At 65.7% G+C, this 19,481-nt stretch carries 14 protein-coding genes; 12 read left to right on the forward strand and 2 right to left on the reverse strand.

Going from position 1 to position 19,481, the window contains the following annotated elements:
- Positions 1-33 precede the first annotated feature (33 nt).
- The 7 genes from dapB to recJ all read left to right on the forward strand — a co-directional run bounded on the left by dapB (position 34) and on the right by recJ (position 8,953).
- Entirely contained in the window at positions 34-750 is a 717-nt protein-coding gene (dapB, locus tag Y887_RS00890; RefSeq protein ID WP_046962555.1) for a 4-hydroxy-tetrahydrodipicolinate reductase, read from the forward strand.
- A 236-nt stretch (positions 751-986) separates the two neighbouring features.
- Entirely contained in the window at positions 987-2,111 is a 1,125-nt protein-coding gene (gene carA, locus Y887_RS00895) for a glutamine-hydrolyzing carbamoyl-phosphate synthase small subunit (protein WP_046962556.1), read from the forward strand.
- A complete protein-coding gene (locus Y887_RS00900; RefSeq protein ID WP_046962557.1) occupies positions 2,111-2,554 on the forward strand; it encodes a DUF6973 domain-containing protein in 444 nt (147 codons plus the stop codon). The genes carA and Y887_RS00900 overlap by 1 nt, the downstream gene beginning before the upstream one ends.
- Positions 2,555-2,562: 8 nt before the next feature.
- Positions 2,563-5,805 carry a carbamoyl-phosphate synthase large subunit gene (carB, locus tag Y887_RS00905; protein ID WP_046962558.1) on the forward strand — a complete coding sequence of 1,081 codons (3,243 nt, stop codon included), beginning with the start codon at positions 2,563-2,565 and terminating at the stop codon, positions 5,803-5,805.
- Positions 5,806-5,813: 8 nt separating this feature from the next.
- Positions 5,814-6,278: a transcription elongation factor GreA gene (greA, locus tag Y887_RS00910; RefSeq protein ID WP_181112888.1), complete on the forward strand. Its 465-nt coding sequence runs from the start codon at positions 5,814-5,816 to the stop codon at positions 6,276-6,278.
- Between the two features lie 18 nt (positions 6,279-6,296).
- Entirely contained in the window at positions 6,297-7,217 is a 921-nt protein-coding gene (locus Y887_RS00915; RefSeq protein WP_046962560.1) for a phosphoglycerate mutase, read from the forward strand.
- The gene (gene recJ / locus Y887_RS00920; RefSeq protein WP_046962561.1) at positions 7,214-8,953 is read left to right on the forward strand and encodes a single-stranded-DNA-specific exonuclease RecJ; all 1,740 of its coding nucleotides are present in this window, start codon (positions 7,214-7,216) and stop codon (positions 8,951-8,953) included. Before Y887_RS00915 ends, recJ begins: the two co-directional genes overlap by 4 nt.
- Before the next feature lie 353 nt (positions 8,954-9,306).
- Here the strand turns inward: recJ and Y887_RS00925 are convergent, their stop codons facing one another.
- Positions 9,307-10,344 (reverse strand): DUF1176 domain-containing protein, encoded by a 1,038-nt coding sequence (locus Y887_RS00925; protein ID WP_046962591.1) that lies wholly within the window; start codon positions 10,342-10,344, stop codon positions 9,307-9,309.
- Positions 10,345-10,588: 244 nt separating this feature from the next.
- A complete protein-coding gene (locus tag Y887_RS00930) occupies positions 10,589-11,800 on the reverse strand; it encodes an acyltransferase family protein (protein WP_046962562.1) in 1,212 nt (403 codons plus the stop codon).
- Between the two features lie 158 nt (positions 11,801-11,958).
- Here Y887_RS00930 and Y887_RS00935 point away from each other — a divergent pair, with 158 nt between their 5' ends.
- The 5 genes from Y887_RS00935 (at position 11,959) to Y887_RS00955 (ending at position 19,444) form a co-directional block, all read left to right on the forward strand.
- Positions 11,959-12,909 (forward strand): LytTR family DNA-binding domain-containing protein, encoded by a 951-nt coding sequence (locus tag Y887_RS00935; RefSeq protein ID WP_046962563.1) that lies wholly within the window; start codon positions 11,959-11,961, stop codon positions 12,907-12,909.
- Positions 12,910-13,154: 245 nt separating this feature from the next.
- Positions 13,155-14,280 (forward strand): peptide chain release factor 2 gene (prfB, locus tag Y887_RS00940; RefSeq protein ID WP_104611297.1). Its coding sequence is split into 2 segments (ribosomal slippage): positions 13,155-13,229 and positions 13,231-14,280, totalling 1,125 coding nucleotides; the frame shifts between segments, so codons are not numbered across the junction.
- A 196-nt stretch (positions 14,281-14,476) separates the two neighbouring features.
- Entirely contained in the window at positions 14,477-15,994 is a 1,518-nt protein-coding gene (gene lysS / locus Y887_RS00945; protein ID WP_046962564.1) for a lysine--tRNA ligase, read from the forward strand.
- A 139-nt stretch (positions 15,995-16,133) separates the two neighbouring features.
- Positions 16,134-17,270, forward strand: coding sequence for a cyclic di-GMP phosphodiesterase response regulator RpfG (gene rpfG / locus Y887_RS00950; protein ID WP_046962565.1), 1,137 nt, complete (start codon positions 16,134-16,136; stop codon positions 17,268-17,270).
- Between the two features lie 2 nt (positions 17,271-17,272).
- Positions 17,273-19,444, forward strand: a complete 2,172-nt coding sequence (locus tag Y887_RS00955) for an ATP-binding protein (RefSeq protein WP_046962566.1) — start codon at positions 17,273-17,275, stop codon at positions 19,442-19,444.
- Positions 19,445-19,481 lie beyond the last annotated feature (37 nt).

Consider the following 19,481-nt stretch of genomic DNA (forward strand, 5'->3'; position numbering starts at 1 on the left):
GTGCAACCCCCGCCGCCTCGCTAGCCTGCGGATATGACAACGTCTCCCGTAAAAGTTCTGATCCACGGCGCCTCCGGGCGGATGGGCAAGGCATTGCTGCGCCTGGCGGCCGAAGACGACGCATTGCATGTCGTCGGCGCCGTGGTAGGGCGCTCGCCGTCGCAGCGGGTGGTGGACGGCGTGCCGTTCTTTGCCGCCAGCGAGCTGGGCGGTGCGCCTGCCTTCGATGTGGCGATCGACTTCAGCCTGCCGCAGGGTTTTGCACCGATCCTGGCGTTGTGCGCGCAACGCGGTAAGCCCTTGGTGTCCGGAACCACCGGGCTGGACGAGACGCAGCGCGCCGCGCTGCTCGAAGCCGCACGACAGATCCCGTTGGTGTGGGCCTCCAACTTCAGCCTGGGTGTGGCGGTGTTGACCGAACTGGTCGAGCGCGCTGCCGGCACCTTGCCTGGGTGGGATTGCGACATCATCGAGGCGCACCACGTGCACAAGCAGGACGCGCCATCCGGGACCGCACTGACGTTGGGCGAGGCGGCCACCGGCAGCGGTGCGCAGCCGCGCTTTGCCAGCCTGCGTGCCGGCGACATCGTCGGCGAGCACACGGTGCAGTTCACCGGGCTGGGCGAGCGGGTGGAGCTGGTGCACCGCGCCACCAACCGCGACATCTTCGCACGCGGTGCGCTGCACGCGGCCAAACGCCTGATCGGCCGGCCCGCCGGCAGCTACCGCGTGCGCGACCTGGTGTTGTAGCCCGCGCAACCGCGCATGAACAACTGCGCGGTCGCGTAGCCTATTCATGCCGCCGTTGCAGCGCTCATGCCGCAGGAGGTGCGTCGCAGGCTGGCATGCCGGGGCACTTGCCTTTACAATTCTCGCTTGCCCGAACCAGCGTCGGACCGGTCCTCAGCACCGCGTCCGCGCTTTGCTGCAACCGGAATTTGGCCGGAAGCGCATCGGAGTCCCAGGCAGCCAGAGCGAGACCCCACGTGACCCAACCCGCAATCCTTGTCCTCGAAGACGGCACCGTGTTCGAGGGCGAATCCGTAGGCGCCAACGGGCTTTCCGTCGGCGAAGTGGTGTTCAACACCGCCATGACCGGTTACCAGGAAGTCCTGACCGATCCCTCCTACGCCCGCCAGATGGTCACGCTGACCTATCCGCATATCGGCAATACCGGCTTTACCGACCAGGACGACGAGGCCCGCAAGATCTGGGCGGCCGGCCTGATCGTGCGCGACGTGCCGCGTCGCCCCAGCAGCTGGCGCAGCGAAGTCGCCCTGCCGGAATGGCTGCAGGCACGCGGCGTGGTGGCTATTTCCGGGATCGACACCCGCAAGCTGACCCGCCTGTTGCGCGAGAAGGGCGCCCAGAACGGCGCGCTGATGGCCGGCGAGATCGACGTGGAAAAGGCACTGGAAGCCGCGCGCAGCTTCCCCGGCCTGAAGGGCATGGACCTGGCCAAGGTGGTCTCCACCGAGACGCGTTACACCTGGCAGGAAGGCTCGCTGGATCTGAACTCGGACACGTTCGTGCGCGCCGAGTTGAAGCACAAAGTCGTGGCCTATGACTACGGCGTCAAGCTCAACATCCTGCGCATGCTGGCCGACCGTGGTTGCGACGTCACCGTGGTGCCGGCGCGCACGCCGGTGGCCGAGGTGCTGGCGATGCAGCCGGATGGCGTGTTCCTGTCCAACGGCCCGGGCGATCCGGAGCCTTGCGATTACGCGATCGCCGCGATCCAGGAATTGATCGCCAACAAGGTGCCCACCTTCGGCATCTGCCTGGGGCATCAATTGCTGGCGCTGGCCGCTGGCGCCAAGACGGTGAAGATGACCACCGGCCATCACGGCGCCAATCATCCGGTGCAGGATCTGGATGGCGGGCGGGTGATGATCACCTCGCAGAACCATGGTTTCGCAGTCGACGAAAGCACGCTGCCGGCCAATGTGCGGGTGACCCATCGTTCGCTGTTCGATGGCACCAACCAGGGCATCGCATTGACCGACGCACCGGCGTTCTCGTTCCAGGGCCACCCGGAAGCCTCGCCGGGCCCGCGCGATGTGGGGCCGTTGTTCGACCGGTTTACCGCGTTGATGGCGGCCAAGGCCTGATGATGGCCGCGCTGGCACTGCCGTCGCGACTGCGCCGCTGGCGTGTGTACGTGTTGGCGGCGCTGGTGTTGGCGGCCTATCCGGCGTTCGTGCTGATTGCGGTGTATTCGCAATGGCTCGGTGCCGGGCTGGAAGGTGGACGCAACGGCCCCGCCGATGCGTATCGGCACAGCCTTGCCAGCGCCATCGTCGCCTATACCTTGTCCCCGCGCTGCGTGGATCTGGTGACCGCGGTGATGGAGCGCGGCGGGCAGGGCAACGCCAGCCGGGCCATGGATGCCCACAACAACATGATCGGCGCGCGCATCGGCGCGGCCGCTCCGAGCTGGGCCGCGATGCAGCGAGAGGTTCGCGCCGCGGTCGACCATGGCGCGATCGATGCCCGATCGCCCGACCAAATTACCTGGCTCGCCCCTGCGGCGTGGCAGGACCGACTTTACTGAGGACCCCCATGCCCAAGCGCACCGACCTAAAAACCATCCTGATCATCGGCGCCGGCCCGATCGTCATCGGCCAGGCCTGCGAGTTCGATTACTCCGGCGCGCAGGCGTGCAAGGCGCTGCGCGACGAGGGCTATCGCGTGGTGCTGGTCAACAGCAATCCGGCCACGATCATGACCGACCCGGACATGGCCGATGCGGTGTATATCGAGCCGATCAACTGGCAGACGGTCGAAAAGATCATCGCCAAGGAAAAGCCCGACGCGCTGCTGCCGACCATGGGCGGGCAGACCGCGCTGAACTGCGCGCTGGACCTGGCCGACCATGGCGTGCTGGAGAAATACAACGTCGAGCTGATCGGCGCCAAGCGCGAAGCGATCCGCATGGCCGAAGACCGTGAGCTGTTCCGCGTGGCGATGGGCGAGATCGGCCTGGATTGTCCCAAGGCCGAAGTGGCGCACACGCTGGAAGAGGCGCTGGATATCCAGACCCGGGTCGGCTACCCGACCATCATCCGTCCCAGCTTCACCCTGGGCGGCAGCGGCGGCGGCATCGCCTACAACCGCGAAGAGCTGATCGAGATCGTTGGCCGTGGCCTGGAACTGTCGCCGACCACCGAAGTGCTGGTGGAAGAATCGGTGCTGGGCTGGAAGGAATTCGAGATGGAAGTGGTCCGCGACACCGCGGACAACTGCATCATCGTCTGCGCGATCGAAAACCTCGATCCGATGGGCGTGCATACCGGCGACTCGATCACCGTGGCGCCGGCGCAGACGCTGACCGACAAGGAATATCAGCGCCTGCGCGATGCCTCGATCGCGGTGCTGCGCAAGATCGGCGTGGATACCGGCGGCTCCAACGTGCAGTTCGGCATCAGCCCGACCACTGGCCGGGTGGTGGTGATCGAGATGAATCCGCGCGTGTCGCGTTCGTCGGCGCTGGCCTCCAAGGCCACCGGTTTCCCGATCGCCAAGGTCGCCGCCAAGCTGGCGGTGGGCTACACGCTGGACGAATTGCGCAACGAGATTACCGGTGGGCTGACCCCGGCCTCGTTCGAGCCGTCGATCGACTATGTGGTCACCAAGATCCCGCGTTTTGCATTCGAAAAATTCCCGCAGGCCGACGCCCGCCTGACCACCCAGATGAAGTCGGTGGGCGAGGTGATGGCGATGGGCCGCACCTTCCAGGAATCGCTGCAGAAGGCGTTGCGTGGGCTGGAAACCGGCAAGATCGGGCTGGACCCGACCGGCCTGGATCTGAGCAGCGAAGACGATATCGCCGCGCTCAAGCGCGAGCTCAAGGCACCGGGCCCGGAGCGGTTGTTCTATGTCGCCGACGCTTTCCGCGCCGGCATGAGCGTGGCCGATGTCTATGCGTTGTCGTTCATCGACCCATGGTTCCTGGATCAGATCGAAGAACTGATCAGCCACGAGCAGCAGCTGGCCGACGATGGCATGGCCGCACTGGACGCACCGCGTCTGCGCAAGCTCAAGCGCGCCGGTTTCTCCGACGCGCGCCTGGCCGAGCTGACCGGCAGCAACGAAGAGTCGGTGCGCACGCTGCGGCGCGCGCTGAAGGTGCGCCCGGTCTACAAGCGCGTGGATTCGTGCGCGGCCGAATTCGCGACCAGTACCGCCTACCTGTATTCGACCTACGAGGACGAATGCGAAGCGCTGCCGACCGATCGCGACAAGATCATGATCCTGGGCGGTGGCCCCAACCGCATCGGCCAGGGCATCGAGTTCGATTACTGCTGCGTGCATGCGGCGCTGGCGCTGCGCGATGACGGTTTCGAAACCATCATGGTCAACTGCAACCCGGAAACCGTCTCCACCGATTACGACACCTCCGACCGCCTGTACTTCGAGCCGCTGACGCTGGAAGACGTGCTGGAAATCGTCGAGCTGGAACAGCCCAAGGGCGTGATCGTGCAGTACGGCGGCCAGACCCCGCTGAAGCTGGCGCGCGCGCTGGAAGCCAATGGCGTGCCGGTGATCGGCACCTCGCCGGATTCGATCGATCTGGCCGAGGACCGCGAGCGCTTCCAGCAGCTGGTCGACAAGCTGGGCCTGAAGCAGCCGCCGAACCGCATCGCCCGCAATGCCGACGAGGCGCTGGTGCTGGCACGCGAGATCGGCTACCCGCTGGTGGTGCGCCCGAGCTACGTGCTCGGCGGTCGCGCGATGGAAATCGTGTACGGCGAATCCGACCTGGCGCGCTATGTGCGCGATGCGGTCAAGGTCTCCAACGATTCGCCGGTGCTGCTGGACCGCTTCCTCGACAACGCGGTGGAAGTGGACGTGGACATCATTGCCGACAAGGACGGCAACGTGCTGATCGGCGGGCTGATGGAGCACATCGAAGAAGCCGGCGTGCATTCGGGCGATTCGTCGTGCTCGCTGCCGCCGTATTCGCTCTCGCCCAAGACCCAGGCCGAGCTGCGTCGCCAGGTGGTGATGCTGGCCGAAGGCTTGAACGTGGTCGGCCTGATGAACACCCAGTTCGCAGTGCAGGTCAACGAGGCCGGCGACGATGTGGTGTTCTTGCTGGAAGTGAACCCGCGTGCCTCGCGTACCGTGCCGTTCGTGTCCAAGGCGATCGGCATCCCGCTGGCCAAGATCGCCGCGCGCTGCATGGCCGGCAAGACGCTGGCCGAGCAGGGCGCCACCAAGGAAATCGTGCCGGACTATTACTCGGTCAAGGAAGCGATCTTCCCGTTCGCCAAGTTCCAGGGCGTGGACCCGATCCTCGGGCCGGAGATGCGTTCCACCGGTGAGGTGATGGGCGTGGGCCGCAGCTTCAGCGCCGCCTTCGCGCGCGCGCAGGAAGCCGGCGGCATCAAGGCACCGCCGGTGGGCAAGGCCTTCGTGTCGGTGCGCGACCCGGACAAGCAGCGCGTGCTGCCGGTGGCGCAGGCGCTGGTGGAACGCGGCTTCACCCTGGTGGCCACGCGCGGTACCGGCGCCTGGCTGCAGCAGAACGGGCTGAGCTGCGAGATCGTCAACAAGGTGGCCGAGGGCCGCCCGCATATCGTCGATTCGATCAAGAACGGCGAGATCGTCTACATCGTCAACACCACTGAAGGTCGCGCCGCCATCTCGGACTCGTTCTCGATCCGGCGTGAAGCGCTGCAGCATCGCGTGACCTATTCGACCACTGTCGCTGGCGCCAAGGCGCTGGTGCATTCGCTGGAATTCCGCGGCACCGGCCCCGTCTGGTCGCTGCAGGAACTGCACAAGGAGCTTCAAGCATGAGAGCACCCATGACATCCAAGGGCGCGCAACGTCTGCGCGAGGAACTGGATCAACTGAAGTCGGTCAAGCGCCCGGCGGTGATCGCTGCGATCGCCGAAGCGCGTGCGCACGGCGATCTGAAAGAAAACGCCGAGTACCATGCTGCGCGCGAGCAGCAGAGCTTCATCGAAGGCCGCATCAAGCAGCTGGAAGGCGAGCTGTCGCATGCCGAGATCATCGACATCACCAAGTTGTCGGCCGGCAGCAAGATCGTGTTCGGCGCCACCGTGACCCTGGCCGATACCGAGACCGACGAAGAGAAGCGCTACCAGATCGTTGGCGATCTGGAAGCGGACATCAAGCTGGGCCTGATCGCGATTTCCTCGCCGCTGGCGCGCGCCCTGATCGGCAAGCTGGAAGGCGATTCGGTGACCATCGATGCGCCGGCCGGCCAGCGCGAGTACGAAGTGGTCAGCGTCGCGTACCTGGATTGACCCACTGACGCCTGAGCGATGACGACCGCAACGCTGCTGCTGCCCGAAAAACGCCGTCTGCCTGGAACGCTGGACAACGCGGCGGTGGCCAGCGCCCTGGCGCGTGCAGATCTGCACGCCGCCGATGCCGGCGAAGTGGCGCAGTTGCAGCGGCATTTCACGCTGACGCCGGCGCACTGGCCGGTGGCGGCATTGACCCGGCAACTGGATGCCGGCGATGCCGCGGGCGCGACCTGGGTGCGGGCCGACCCGGCCTATGTGGTGCCGGACATGCAGGGCGCGCGCTTGATGGGCTATGGCGAGGCGCTCGGCGCCACGGCCGAGGACCTGGCAGTGTTGCTGCCGATCCTCAAGCCGATGTTCGGCGATGCGGGCTTCTTGCTCGATGCACCGACGCCATCGCGTTGGTATCTGCGTCTGTCCCCGGATGCCAAGTTGCCGGAGTTCGCGCCGCCGGATGTGGCGATCGGCGACGATCTGTTCGACCATTTGCCGGCCGGCGATCCGGGCCGGCGCTGGCGTGCCTTGCTGACCGAAGCGCAGGTCGTGCTGCATCAACATCCCTGGAACGAGGGCCGCGTGGCCGCCGGCAAACCGGCGATCAATTCGCTGTGGTTCTGGGGCGGCGGCGTGCTGCCGCATGCAGTGACATCGCCGCATCGCCAGGTCCGCAGCCGCGAATCGCTGCTGCGTGCGCTGGCATTGGCGGCCGGTGCCGATGCGCAGGGCGAACAGCGCGTGGACGCGCTGGTGGACTTGCGTCATCTGCGTTCGCTGCAGCAGTTCGGCGACGACGCAGTGGCACCGCTGCTGGCGGCGATGGCACGTGGCGAGCTGGATCGGCTGGTGCTGGATTTCCAGGACGGCGAAACGCTGTCGCTGGCGCGCTCGCAACGCTGGCGGTTCTGGCGCAAGCCGCGGCAGCAACTGGCGCAATGACCTCCACTCCCCGGATCGTCCGGCGCCCACCAGGGCAGGCCGGAAGCTGGCCCGATGCCATGTTGCCGCTGCTGCGCCGCATCTACGCCGCGCGTGGTGTCGGCGATGCGCAGGGCGCGCAGCCGCGGCTGGGCCAGTTGCTCTCGCCGGAGCTGCTGCATAACAGCGACGTGGCCGCCAACCTGTTGGCCGATGCGATCGCCCGGCAACGGCGCATCCTGGTGGTGGGCGATTTCGACTGCGATGGCGCCACTGCCTGCGCGGTGGGCGTGCGCGGTTTGCGCATGCTCGGCGCGCTGGATGTGCACCACGCGGTGCCCAATCGCATGGTGCACGGCTATGGCCTGTCGCCCGCATTGGTGGACGAATTGGCCGTGCTGCAGCCGGATGTGCTGGTCACCGTCGACCACGGCATCGCCTGCCACGCCGGTGTGGCGGCGGCCAAGGCGCGGGGCTGGACGGTGCTGGTGACCGATCACCATTTGCCCGGTGAGGTGTTGCCGCCGGCCGATGCGATCGTCGACCCGAACCTGGCGGTCGACAGCTTCCCCAGCAAATCGCTGGCCGGCGTGGGCGTGATCTTTTACGTCTTGCTGGCGCTGCGCAGTGCCCTGCGCGCGCGTGGCGCCTTTGCCGGCCGCACCGAAGCGGATCTGTCGGTGTTGCTGGATCTGGTCGCCGTCGGTACGGTGGCCGATCTGGTGCCGCTGGACACCAACAACCGCGCGTTGGTGTCGGCAGGGTTGCGCCGCCTGCGCGAGGGCCGCGGCTGCATCGGCTTGCGCGCCTTGATCGATGCCAGCGGCCGCGATGTCGCGCGCTTGGGCGCCAGCGATATCGGGTTTGCGTTGGGTCCACGTCTCAACGCAGCCGGCCGGCTGGAAGACATGGCGCTTGGCATCGAGCTGCTGCTCAGCGAGGACTGGAACCGCGCACGCGAGATCGCCGCCACCCTGGAAGAGATCAACGCCGAGCGCCGCGCGGTGCAGCAGTTGATGACCGACGATGCCGAGCAGCTGGTGACCAAGGTGGTGCTGGACGCCGATGGCGCCTTGCCGATCGCCGCCTGCCTGTTCGATGCGCAATGGCACCCCGGCGTGATCGGCTTGGTCGCCTCCAAATTGAAGGATCGGTTGCATCGCCCGGTGATCGCGCTGGCGCCGGCCGAGCCGGGCAGCAGCCAGTTGCGCGGTTCGGCGCGGTCCATTCCCGGCCTGCATATCCGCGACGTGCTGGCGGCGGTGGATGCGCGTCATCCGGGCTTGATACAGAAGTTTGGCGGCCATGCGATGGCCGCGGGCTTGAGCATCGAGCACGCCGCGCTGGCGACTTTCGAGCAGGCCTTTCAGGCACAGGTTCACGCGATGGTGGATGCGTCGCTGCTGCATGCCGAGTTGCACAGCGATGGCGAACTCGCCGCGCACGAACTCGATCACGTGCACGCCGAAGCCTTGCGGGTGGCCGGTCCGTGGGGGCAGGGCTTTCCGGAGCCGCTGTTCGATGGTCAGTTCGAGGTGCTGCAGTACCGGGTGCTCAAGGAGCGCCACCTCAAGCTCACCCTGCGCTGCGCCGGCCGCGCCGAACCGCTCAATGCCATCCACTTCAACGGTTGGCGCGGCAGCGAGCCGCCACGCTTGGTGCGGCTGGCGTACCGCCTGGTCAGCGACGATTATCGCGGCGGCACCGCAGTGCAGTTGATCGTCGAGCATTGCGAGCCGGCAACCATCACGGCCTGATCTGCCGGCTTGGCGCGATGGTTCCGAGCCGCGTTGCTCGAGGGCGCGATGTCCTCACCGCTCGCAGGACACGCCGTGAATCCGTCCGTGGAGGGGTTGGGTGAGGGTACGGTGCTCCGGGTACAGCCAAGCGCGCGGCTGTCAGTCGCTGGCTTCGGTACGGCGACAGCGCGTCCGGGGTCGGCTCCTCGGCCCGGTCACACATCCTGTCTGACTCGCCGTCGCGGCACATCCCTGTGCCGCTCCCCGCCAATCCCCAGCCATGCTGCCGTCTCGGCTTGTCGTTTCCATGACCTGGTCAAGGCAAGCCGACAGGATAGTGCAAGCGCACACTCGCACTGTCCTCGCTTCGATCAAGGTGACTTCTTGACCTCGGTCACCAGCGTCGGCAATTCCCACGCGCCGCCCGCAGCCACCAGGCGGCACAGGCCGGACGTGGATTTGGAGGTCGGCACAAACCGGCGTCCGTCCCAGGTCCAGCTGGCCTCGCTGTAACAATCGCCCAGGCCGCGGCCCTTTTGCGACGACAACAGGGTGGAACCATCGATGTCGCTGGCCTGCGTGGTCACCAGCGTTGGCGCGAACGGTGCACGCGCATTGACGACCCAAAACCCGGTGCCGACGTTGTACGCGCCCATCCAGCAATCGGTTGAGACCAGCAGCTTGTCGTTGCTGAGCCGGGTGACGGTCAGTGGTTCGGTGGCATCGCTTGCGTCCAGGCCCTTGCATTCTTCATCGGTCGGAAGCGTGGCGCGCAGCGCCTGGTACAGCGCCGGCAATGTGCCAATGCGCGCGTCGCCGGCCTGCGCTGCTGCCAGCTTGGCTGCGCGGACCTGGGGTACCGGCAGCGCCGGCAGTACGCCGGTCTCGTCGCGATCGCCCTTGCGCACCAGTGCGCCGCGCGTGCCCAGCCGGCCCTGGAACTCGTCCATCTTCAGCAGCGTCGCCGCCGCGCCGCGATCGGACAGCTGCCAGCGGCGGCCATCGTTGCCGACCGCCACGATCTTGCTGTTGCGTGTCAGTGCCGCCAGCAGCGCGGCCACCTGCGTGCTGCTCAACGCTGCGGTGCCGCTCTTGCCATCCAGCGCCAGCTTGCCAAGATCGCGCTGATCGATCTGCAGGCTCAGCGACGCCGGTAGCTTGATCTCGTCGTACTGGCCCAGCATCAGCTCGGCCGTCACCGCCTGGCCGGCGCCGGCCTTGCGCGTCAGCAGCACCGAGACCGGCAGGTGATCGCCTTCGTCCGGCTGATAGCCGGCGGCGCGGCAGGTGCGGGTGTTGTCGCAGGCGATGGTCCAGTCGTCGTGACTGAAATCGACACCGGTCGCAGGCGCGGCAACTGCGATCGCGGGGCTACACAGCAAGATTGCGGCAAGCAGGTCGTAACGCATCGAAGTTTCTTCATCGCAAGTCGGGCCGGCATCTTGCGATGCGCACTGCAGGGCGTCCAGGCGATTGGTCGGCAGGCGCTGACTGCCATTCATGGTGTGCAGGTGCGTCCGGGCCCTGCGGTGCATCGGCAGCGCTGCCGTCAGTGGACAACGACGCGCGCTGCAGTGCCCGGGGACGCTCTGGCGACGATGCGCTTGCGGCATCGTCTGGCCGGTCTCGTCTGCCGCCTGTCGCCCTCAGCGATCACCCCTGCGTCGGCGTCGCCGCGGCGCGCGTCCTGATCGGCGATTCGCGCATCGGCATCCCGAACAGTGGGCGCAGCCAGCGCACGCGTCGGATCAGGTATTCGTGCAACAGTAGACAACCGGCGACCGTGGCGGCCAACACCAGCGCTGGTTCCAGCCACGGCCCCAGGTGCAACGGCGCCAACCAGTACAGCGCCACGATGATCAGGCTCTGATGCAGGATGTACCAGGGGAATACGGCCTGGGTGCAGTAGGGCAGCCACGCGAACGGGCGGTTCAAGCCATGCCTTGCCCAGCCAAACAGGGTCAGCAGCGCCAGCCAGGTATAGGCTGCGCGCGCCAGCCGCTCGACCACGTCCCAGCGAATGGCCGCCAGCATTTCGGACAACTGCGCAGGATCGAGCGATCGGCCCAACTGGCGGATGCTCAGCTCGGTGGCGATCGCCAGCAGCGCGGCGATCAGGGTTGGCCAACGCAGCTGCACGGCCCATGTCCAGAAGCGTGCGTTGTTGGCCAGCGCATACCCCAGCACGAATAACGGAAACGACTCGGCATGCACGAACCAGTCGCCGACCAGGGCGTGGGTCGGCGGGTGACGCGGCAGCACCCACAGCACGCAAACGGCCTCCCACAGAATGGGTGCCAGCAGCAGGGCCGGCAGCGCGATGGGCGCCGGCAACGCGGGCAGACTCGCCGGCAGCCTGCGGCCCAGCGCGACCATCGCCATCAGTAACCCGGTGTAGGGCAGCAGATAGGCCAGGTACCACAGATGGTTCCAGGTGATGCCGTGTTCCCAGCCATCGAAGCTGCCGGCCGGCCACGGCCGGACCTGCCAATAGCGCAGCAGGAAATTGCCGAAGCCGGGCTCGACCTTGCCATTGCTGACACCCTGGCAGTAGGCCTGCACCGCCACCACCACGAACATGCCGAACAGCAGCGGGGGCAATAACCGGCCACAACGCCGCCAGGCGAACCGCCACGGGGCACGTCCTGCACCTGCCAGGCCGATCGCGATGCCGGAGATCATGAACAGCAACGGCATCCGCCAGCGGTTGAGCGCAATCATCGGCGGCTGCAGCCACTGCGTGGTGTACGCACTCTTTAAATGAAAGTCCCAGTCGGTCACGTAGGCCATGCCCACGTGATAGAGGATCAGCAGGGCGAAGGCGAAGACGCGCAGGGCATCGATATCGTGGCGGCGTTCGGTCATGTGAGCGGTGGTCGAGGAAGTGCACCCATCCTGCTCGCTGACCCCGATGGAGAAAGGGGGCAGGGGTGGAGATGCCGCGGCGCGGTGACCAGTTGCATCCTCCCAGGGACGAACTGGGAGCGGCGGGATGACGTTGTCGCGCTGTTGCGCAGGACTCTATGATCGGCAGCTGCCAACTGCTGACGTCTGCAATGGAAACCATCGGGCCGCGCCCGCCGACACCTCAAGACGGTGCGCGTCACTTCGCCACGCGCTGGGCTGTGATGATCTGGTCGCTGGTGTTCTACCTGAGCGCATTGGGCAACACGCTGACCATTTGGTTGGCGGGGCGGCGCGATGGCGAGGCGATCGTGCTGTGGCAGTTGCTGAGCTGGGAGCTGAGCAGCGCCACGACGTCGCTGCTGTTGCTGCCGGCGATGTTCTGGCTCTGCGCACGCTGGCCGCTGCATGCCGATGTCTGGCGTCGACGTGTGCCGCTGTACCTGGCCGCTGCGCTGGGCTGGTGGCTGGCGCACGTCGCCGGCATGGTGCTGTTGCGCAAACTGGTCTACGCGCTGGCTGGCAGCCACTACGACTTCGGTGGTTGGCCGCTGCAGTGGTTCTACGAGTTGTCCAAGGATCTGCGCACCTTTGCGATGCTGGTGGCGTTGCAGCACACGCTGGCCTGGTACGCGCGGCGCCGCCAGGGCGAGGCGCATCTGCTTGCGGCGCCGGACGAAGGCCCGCCGCAGGAACCGTTGGACCGTCCGGAACGCTTTCTGGTGCGCAAGCTCGGCCGCGACTTTTTGGTCGCCACGGCCGATATCGAATGGATCCAGGCCTCCGGCAACTACGTCAACTTGCGCGTGCGCGGCCACGATTACCCGCTCCGCAGCACGATGGCGGCGATCGAAGCCAGGCTGGACCCGGCGGTGTTCGTGCGGATCCATCGTAGCTACCTGGTCAATTTGAGCCAGGTACAGGCGATAGAACCGGTCGATTCCGGCGATGCCCGCGTGCATCTGCGCGACGCCACCGTGCTGCCGTGCAGTCGCAGCCATCTGGCAGATCTGCGCGCGCGGGCAGGGCGAGGGACCGCTGCGCCGCGGGCAGATGCGTTGACGGCCTGAGGCCGTGACCCTGTTGGCGGGGGAACTGGCTCACGGCATTGCGTCCCTGCGTCCCCGCCATCGCACCGTTGGCACGGCTGCCGCGAGTCGTGCGCGATGTGCCCGGACCGGAGTCCTTGCGGTCGAGTGCGGCAGGGAAGCGGTCGTCTGGACAATCGGCATTCAACGCACAGTGCCGAGGCAGGCGCGTTCCGCCACCGTCGCCCGCTTGCTAAACTAGCCAGCTTGTTTGCCGGAAGTCCGTCATGATCGAAACCAATCCGATCCGCCAGCGCATCACCGATCTCAACGATCGCGTGCTCTCGCTCAGGGGGTATCTTTGACTACGACGCCAAGAAAGAGCGTCTAGAGGAAGTCAGCCGGGAGCTGGAAAGCCCGGACGTGTGGAACGACGCCGAGCGTGCCCAGGCCCTGGGTCGCGAGCGCTCCATGCTGGAAAAGACCGTCATCGGCATCGCCGATGTACTGGCCGGTCTCACCGATGCCGGCGATCTGCTGGAGCTGGCCGACAGCGAGCAGGACGAGGACACCGCCGTTGCGGTGATCGCCGATCTGGACAAGTACCAGACCCACGTCGAAAAGCTGGAATTCCAGCGCATGTTTTCCGGCCAGATGGACGGCGCCAACGCGTTCGTCGACATCCAGGCCGGTGCCGGCGGTACCGAGGCGCAGGACTGGGCCGAAATCCTGTTGCGCATGTATCTGCGCTGGGCCGAGTCGCGCGGTTGGAAGACCGAGCTGATGGAAGTGTCCGGCGGCGAAGTCGCTGGCATCAAGTCGGCCACCGTGCGCATCGAAGGCGAATACGCCTATGGCTGGTTGAAGACCGAGATCGGCGTGCACCGGCTGGTGCGCAAGTCGCCGTTCGATTCGGACAACCGCCGGCATACCAGCTTCACCTCGGTGTTCGTGTCGCCGGAAGTGGACGACAACATCGAGATCGACATCAACCCGGCCGATCTGCGTACCGACGTGTATCGCTCCTCCGGCGCCGGTGGTCAGCACGTCAACAAGACCGAATCGGCGGTGCGTATCACGCATATTCCGACCAATACCGTGGTCGCCTGCCAGACCGGCCGCAGCCAGCACCAGAACCGCGACAACGCGATGAAGATGCTGGCCGCCAAGCTGTACGAGCTGGAAGTGCAGAAGCGCAATGTCGAGCGCGACGCGCTGGAAGCCACCAAGTCCGACATCGGCTGGGGCAGCCAGATCCGCAACTACGTCCTGGACCAGAGCCGCATCAAGGATCTGCGTACCGGCATCGAACGCAGCGACACGCAGAAAGTGCTGGACGGCGACCTGGACGAATTCGTCGAGGCCAGCCTCAAGGCCGGTCTGGCGGCAGGCTCCAAACGCCTGGATGCCTGACCCCCGCGCGAGGTCGCAGCGGATGCGACGGCCTCGCACGATGCTAGGCAGGCACCGCAGCGCCAGCCTACGTTGCGGCAGCAAGACCAGCGCAGGCGACCTGCGTGCGGCACCGTCAATGTAAGAGAGCCCGGCGCTGCCGGTGTCTCACTCCCCACCGGGCACGCGCCCGACCTCTAGCAGACCGATTCCCGCCATGACCGAGCAGACCCCCGCGCCCCACCTTCCCGTCGACGAGAACAGCCTCATCGCCGAGCGTCGCGCGAAACTGGGCGCGTTGCGCGGCCAGGGCATCGCCTATCCCAACGATTTCGTGCGCGAGCAGTTCGCCGGCGACCTGCAGGCCGAGTTCGCCGATGCCGACACCTGGACCCCCGAGGCGCTGGAGGCCAGCGGACGCACCGTCAAGATGGCCGGCCGGTTGATGGCCAAGCGGGTGATGGGCAAGGCCAGCTTCGCGCAGATCCAGGACGAATCCGGGCGCGTGCAGCTGTTCCTGCAGGGCAACGTGCTCGGCGATGCCTATGCCGCGTTCAAGGGCTGGGACGTCGGCGACATCGTGGCGGTGGAGGGCGGGTTGACCCGTACCAAGACCGGCGAACTCTCGGTCAAGGCCAGCGCGCTGCGTCTGCTGACCAAGTCGCTGCGTCCGTTGCCGGACAAGTGGCATGGCCTGTCGGACGTGGAGCAGCGTTACCGGCAACGTTATGTCGACCTGATCGTTACTCCCGAAGCGCGCGAGGTCTTCATCAAGCGCTCCAAGATCATCCGCGCCATGCGCGCCTGGCTGGACGCGCGGCGTTTTCTCGAAGTGGAAACGCCGATGATGCATTACATCCCCGGTGGTGCCACTGCCAAGCCGTTCACCACCCATCACAATGCGCTGGACCTGGATCTGTACCTGCGCGTGGCCCCGGAGCTGTACCTCAAGCGGCTGGTGGTCGGTGGCCTGGAGCGGGTCTACGAGATCAACCGCAACTTCCGCAACGAGGGCGTGTCGACCCGGCACAACCCCGAATTCACCATGCTCGAGCTCTACGAGGCGTACGCCACGTACCACGAGATCATGGACCTGACCGAGCAGGTGATCCGCGACACCGCGCAGTCGGTGCTGGGCACCACCCAGGTGAGCTGGGATGGCGCCGACATCGATCTGGCGCCGGCTTTCCGGCGCTGGCGCATGGATGAGGCCGTTCGTCACCATAATCCGGAGATCAGCGCCGCCGATTGCACCGACCGCGAGGCGCTGCTGCGCCACTGCGAGCGGCTGAAGATCCGCACCAAGCCGTCCTATGGCTGGGGCAAGCTGCTGCTGGAAATCTTCGAGGCCACCGTGGAACACACCCTGGTGCAGCCGACCTTCATCACCGACCATCCGGTCGAGGTGTCGCCGCTGGCGCGTTCCAGCGACACCGAGCCGGGGTATACCGACCGCTTCGAGCTGTTCATCAACGGCAAGGAGCTGGCCAATGGCTTCTCCGAGCTCAACGACCCCGAAGACCAGGCTGCGCGCTTCCAGGCGCAGGTGCAGGCCAAGGACGGCGGCGACGACGAAGCGATGCACTACGACGCCGACTATATCCGTGCGTTGGAGTACGGAATGGCGCCGACCGGCGGCCTGGGCATCGGGATCGACCGTCTGGTGATGCTGTTGACCGGCAGCACGTCGATCCGTGATGTCCTGCTGTTTCCCTACATGCGCCCGGAAGCCTGACTTTTTTGTGCGAACCGCGTGCTCACGGCACGGATACTGCATATGCTAGGGCGGAGCCTCGGACAACGTCATGTCCGGGGAAGTCGACACAGTGGTCGACGTCACGCTTTTCCGTTCTCGGAATAGAGGAGCAACGGCTATGCAGGATGTTTTAGGGAGTCCGGACGGCATGGTGTCGGCGGATACATGGGGAAGCTGGGCGGAAAAGGCGGATCTGGGATTGAACATCGTCATTGTCGATGACCAGATGTCTGCGCGAACGATGCTGCGCCATGTCATCGAGGACATCGCGCCGGAGCTGAAGGTCTACGACTTCGGCGATCCGCTCGACGCGTTGGCATGGTGCGAAGCCGGGCGCGTGGATCTGTTGCTGCTCGACTACCGCATGCCCGGGATGGATGGCCTGGAGTTCGCGCGGCGCCTGCGCCGGCTGCCCAGCCATCGCGATATTCCGATCATCCTGATCACCATCGTCGGCGACGAGCCGATCCGCCAGGCGGCGCTGGAAGCCGGGGTGATCGACTTCCTGGTCAAGCCGATCCGCCCGCGCGAGTTGCGGGCGCGCTGCTCCAATCTGTTGCAGCTGCGTCAGCAGAGCGAGAGCGTCAAGCAACGTGCGCTGTCGCTGGAACAACGCCTGCTGGCCAGCATGAACGAGGTCGAAGAGCGCGAACGCGAGACGCTGTCGCGGCTGGCGCGTGCGATCGAATACCGCGATTCGGGCACCAGTGCGTTCCTGGAGCGCATGTCGCATGTGGCCGGCCTGATCGCCGAACAGCTGGGCCTGTCGGAAGAGGAAGTGCGCATCATCGAGATGGCCGCACCGCTGCACGACATGGGCAAGATCGCCATTCCCGATTCGGTGCTGCTCAAGCCGGGCAAGCTCACCGACGACGAGATGAGCGTGATGAAGCGTCACCCGCGGATCGGCTACGAGCTGCTCAGTGGCAGCCAGAACCGCTTCATCCAGGTCGGTGCCTTGATCGCGCTGCGTCACCATGAGCGCTACGACGGCACCGGGTATCCGGATGGCCTGGTCGGCGAGGCGATTCCGCTGGAAGCGCGCATCGTCGCAGTGGCCGATGTGTTCGACGCCCTGCTGTCGCCGCGTCCGTACAAGGAAGCGTGGACGATGGACGCCGCGCTGGCCTATCTCTACGCGCAACGCGGTCGCCTGTTCGACCCGCGCTGCGTGGATGCGCTGCTGCGCGGCCGTGCGCAGCTGGACCAGATCTGCGGCGAATTCTCCACCGCATCGGCGCGACCCGGGGTGTGAGCATGTCAGGCATGCTACGAGAAGTGCGCAACAGGCTCGCGCAGCGTCAAGACAGCGAGCATGGTCAGGCACTGATCCGCATTGCCATGGTGGCGTTGATCCTGGCTTATGAGGTGCTGTTCGCAAGCCGCTGGGCATTGCCGGCAACGCAGCTGGTTTATGTAGTCGGCCTGACGCTGCTCAGCCAGGCACTGGCGTTGGTGATCTTTACCTGGATTGTGCTCAGGCCCCAGCGCTCGCATCCGCGCCGGGTCCTCGGCATGCTGGCCGACTACGGCCTGATGTCGATGGCCATGAGTGCGATCGGCGAACCGATGGCCTGCATCTACGTCGTGGTGATGTGGGTGACCATCGGTAATGGTTTGCGCTTCGGTAACCGTTACCTCTATCTGGCCGTTGCCATGGCGATGGTCAGTTTTGGTGTCACGCTGTTGACCAACGACTATTGGGGACGCAATTTCGGTCTGGGAGTCGGGTTGTGGCTTGGCCTGGCGGCCATCCCGTTGTATCTGTCGGGCTTGCTCAACAAGCTGACCCGCGCAATGGCCGAAGCGCGGCGCGCCAGCGAAGCCAAGAGCCGCTTCCTGGCCAATATGAGCCATGAATTCCGCACTCCTCTCAATGGCCTTTCCGGGATGACCGAAGTCCTGGCAACGACACGCTTGGACGCCGAACAGCGCGAATGCGTCAGTACCATTCAGGCATCCGCTCGCAGCCTGCTTTCATTGGTCGAGGAAGTGCTCGATATCTCTGCCATCGAAGCCGGCAAGATTCGCGTCGAGCATCGCGACTTTTCACTCAGGGAGGTGGTCGCCAACATCGATCTGATCCTGCAGCCGCAAGCCAAGGCGAAGTCGCTTGTCTATGGTGTGGTGGTTGCACCGGACGTTCCCGATTTGCTGAAGGGCGATGCCGGGCACCTGCGACAGATCGTGCTGAATCTGGCCGGCAATGCGGTCAAGTTCACTGACCGGGGACACGTCGATGTCAACGTAGGAGCGGTCGGGCGTCCTGCCGAGGGTAAAGTGCGGCTGCGTTTCGACATCATCGATACCGGGATCGGTGTGCCGGTCGACATGCGGCCGCGCTTGTTCGAGGCATTCGAGCAGGCAGACAATGGGCTGGCGCGACGTTTCGAGGGCAGCGGCCTCGGAACCACGATCGCCAAAGGCCTGGTCGAATCGATGGGTGGTGAGATCGGTTTCGAAGAAAATCCCGGCGGCGGCAGCCATTTCTGGTTTGAATTGCCGTTCGACTATGCCGTCGAATCCAGTGCACCGGCGCTGCAGCCGATCGGCGGAGCGCGTGAGAGTGGAGAGGCCGGAAACGTCATCGCCTTCGCCGATCCGTTCCTGCGCCACCGAGCGCGCGTACGTACGCTGCAGATCCTGGTGGCGGATGATCACGCCGCCAACCGGATGGTTCTGCAACGGCTCCTGCAAAAGGCCGGGCACAAGGTGACCTGCGTCAACGGTGGGGAGCATGTACTGGATACGCTCGCCGAGACCGATTTCGATGTGGCCATCGTCGACTTGCACATGCCGGGTGTCAGTGGCCTGGACCTGCTGAAGCAGTTGCGGGTGATGCAGGCTGGAGCTCAGCCTAAAACGCCGGTCGTCGTATTGAGTGCGGATGTGACGCCGGAAGCGATTCGTAGCTGCGAGCAGGCCGGCGCCTACGCATTCCTTGCCAAGCCGGTTGTTGCGGTGCGGTTGTTGGATACGCTCGCCGAGATTGCAACGCAGAGCAAGCTTCCGCCGCTCGGCCTTTTGCCTGTACGAACCGGATCGGTACCGGATGGCGTCCTCGATGTCACCGTGCTCGACGAGCTGGCGTCTCTGGGCATGGGCAAGAACTTCGAGAAGGAGTTCATTCGTCAGTGCCTGAGTGATGCAGAAGCCTGCATCGCCGCAATGTCAGGTGATGCCCAGGCGTTGGAATGGGAGCGGCTGCGCGAGCATGCTCACGCAACGAAAGGTGTGGCGAGCAATCTCGGGTTGGTGGTGCTGGCAGAGCAGGGCGGGGAGCTGATGGGCATGTCCGATGCGCAGATCAAGTCCGAATGGCAGATGCGTGTGAATCAGCTTCAGCACAATTTGCAACTGGGTCGCGCCGCGCTGGAATCGCGCGCAAAAGCACGGTTCGAGAAAGGTTCGGGCGAAGACGCATCCTGAGCAGAAGCCCGGCAGTACGCCGGGCCTGATTCCCCTT

Source organism: Xanthomonas pisi DSM 18956 (assembly GCF_001010415.1).
Classification (GTDB): Bacteria; Pseudomonadota; Gammaproteobacteria; order Xanthomonadales; family Xanthomonadaceae; genus Xanthomonas; species Xanthomonas pisi.